The sequence below is a fragment of the Vibrio sp. OPT46 genome (assembly GCF_015163535.1).
Taxonomy (GTDB): domain Bacteria; phylum Pseudomonadota; class Gammaproteobacteria; order Enterobacterales; family Vibrionaceae; genus Vibrio; species Vibrio alginolyticus.
Genome location: NZ_JADDYG010000770.1, coordinates 27,023 through 29,645, shown reverse-complemented (window position 1 = coordinate 29,645; position 2,623 = coordinate 27,023). Strand labels below are relative to the sequence as shown.

The window sequence follows — 2,623 nt, the reverse complement described above, 5'->3', positions numbered from 1 at the left end:
CAAACGCTGGGTAAAGCACACCAGCGGCAACTGGAATACCCAACGAGTTGTAAACAAAGGCACCAAATAGGTTTTGCTTCATGTTTTTAAGTGTAGCGCGAGAGAGTTCAATCGCATGTACTACCGCCATTGGTGACGTGTTCAGGATGGTCATTTGCGAACTTTCAATGGCGACATCACTGCCGCTACCCATGGCAATACCTAGGTTGGATAACGCGAGAGCAGGGGCGTCGTTAATGCCATCCCCCACCATTGCCACGACATGTCCTTGAGATTGAAGTTGCTCAATGTGCTGAGCTTTCTCATCTGGCATTACTTGGGCAATCACTTCATCAATACCAAGTTCTTGGCCGATAGTATTGGCAACGTGTTGGTTATCGCCCGTCAGCATTACCGTTTTGATGCCTTGCGATTTTAATGCAGAGAGCGCTTGCTTCGCATCTGATTTGATCGGGTCGGCAATGGCGATCAGACCGATCAGTTCGCCGTTCAATGCCACAGCTACCGGAGTCCACGCATTTTTTGCGCATTCATCGATGGCAGGTTTTAGTGCGCTGGTCTCGACGTTCTCTGCTTGCATAAATTGAAGCGAACCAATGAGTAGCGGTTTATCTTGATACGTCGCCCAAATGCCGCGCCCGCGAACGTTCTCAAACTTGTCTAATGAGACATCCTTTGCGTCGTGTCGTTTGGCGTAATCACATACCGCTTTTGCCAGTGGGTGCTCAGACTGACGCTCTGCCGCATACGCTAAAGCCAATAGATCTTCTTGGCTGGTGGCGTGAGTAAACACTTTCTGAACGCTAGGTTTACCTTGGGTAAGCGTGCCAGTTTTGTCGAACACAACCGTGTCGACTTTGCTTGCCAATTGCAGGGCGTCGGCGTCTTTGATTAGAATGCCGAGCTCTGCGGCTTTACCCACTCCCACCGTGACAGAAAGCGGGGTTGCTAAGCCTAGAGCGCAAGGGCAGGCGATGATCAGGACGGTTGTGGTGACCACCAGCATATAACTCGCTTTTGGCTCTGGGCCAACGGCAAACCAAACGAGCGCGGCCAGTATTGCTATGCCAACAACGACAGGGACAAACACCGATGAAATCTGGTCTGCCAGTTTCGCGATGGCAGGCTTACTGCTTTGCGCTGTGCGCACCATGCGGATGATACGAGCCAGCATGGTATTTGCGCCAATACCCGTTGCCTCAATGACTAATCCACCATCGGTATTTAATGTCCCGGCAGACACTTGAGCCTCTTGTGCTTTTAATACTGGTACTGGTTCACCAGTGAGCATCGACTCATCAATGTATGATTCACCTTGAATCACAACGCCATCAACAGGCACTTTCTCGCCTGGTTTGATACGCAGTTTCATGCCTAACGTGATTTGCTCAACCGCGATTTTTTGGTCGCCTTGTTCCGTAATTACCGTAGCTTGCTGAGGTTGCAGGTTAATCAACGCTTGTAAGGAACGTGTTGTGTTTGCTTTGGCTTTTGCTTCTATATAGTGACCAAGAGAAATTAAGCCGATGATCATTGCACTCGCTTCAAAGTACACGTGGCGTGAAGCAAGAGGGAACCAGTCTGGGAAAATCACCACAAGCATCGAATAGAGCCACGCTGCGCCAGTACCGAGCGCGACTAACGTGTCCATGGTGGCGCGCTTGTGAGTAGCTGCTAACCAAGCGTTACTGAAGAAGTGTTTCCCTGCTGTGGCAAGAAGGAGTAAACATACGATACCGATCGCGCCCCAAGCTAATTGGTCGTTGGTGTTGCGAATCATCATATTGCCGCCAGCTACGCCCCAAATCATTAAAGGGGCACCGACGACAAGGCCAGCAATAGCATCCAGTTTAAAGCGTTTTTGTTGCTGACGTTGTTGCTGTGCTTGCTTTTCTTGCTGGGTTGCGGCGTCTTGTAGGATCTCTGCTTGGTAACCGGCTTGTTTTACCGATTCAACAATTGCGTTAAGGAGGTCATCAGAGTCTTGGCTTGCGAATATTAGTGCGCTTTGTTCTGCAAGGTTGACCTGTGCTTTCTCAACGCCTTCTACGTTAGTAAGTGCTTTCTCTACTGAAGATACGCAACTCGCACACGTCATGCCTTGAATCAGCATTTGCAATTGAATACTCGCTGGTGGCACCTGCGTATCTTTAATATTGCTTTGCTGTTCTACCTGTTCGGTCTCTGGTGAGCTTTCGTTCTCTACTTCAACAGAATCAAGGTTGGCGGTATAGCCGAGTGTTGCTATTAAGTCGATCACTTGTTGCTCGGAGAGGAGGGTACGAATCTCTAAGTGCGTTGTTGAAGCCTCAAAAGAAATAACGTCTTGATTAGATTCTAATAAAGATGAAAGTTTTTTGACGCAACCGCCACAGCTTAAGCCTGAAAGGTTTAGTTCGTAGTGATTTCCTGCTTGGTAACCAAGAGATTCAATCGACGAGACGAGCTCTTTAAGAGAAGACTCGGTTTTGACCTCTACTTGCGTCGGGGACAAATTGAGGATCTCCACATCGTGATTTGCATGTAAAGCCTTCTCAACTTTTCTCGCACAGCCCATGCAGTTGAGCCCTGATAAAGGTATAACTAACTGATACATAATCTGCACCTCAATAGTAGTGATGCC

At 48.6% G+C, this 2,623-nt stretch carries 1 protein-coding gene; it reads right to left on the bottom strand.

The genetic code is table 11. The features are described from left to right. Window positions 1-2,596, bottom strand: a 2,596-nt coding sequence (locus IQR33_RS27040; RefSeq protein WP_228014181.1) for a heavy metal translocating P-type ATPase, incomplete at its 3' end; no start/stop codon positions are given. Window positions 2,597-2,623: the final 27 nt, after the last annotated feature.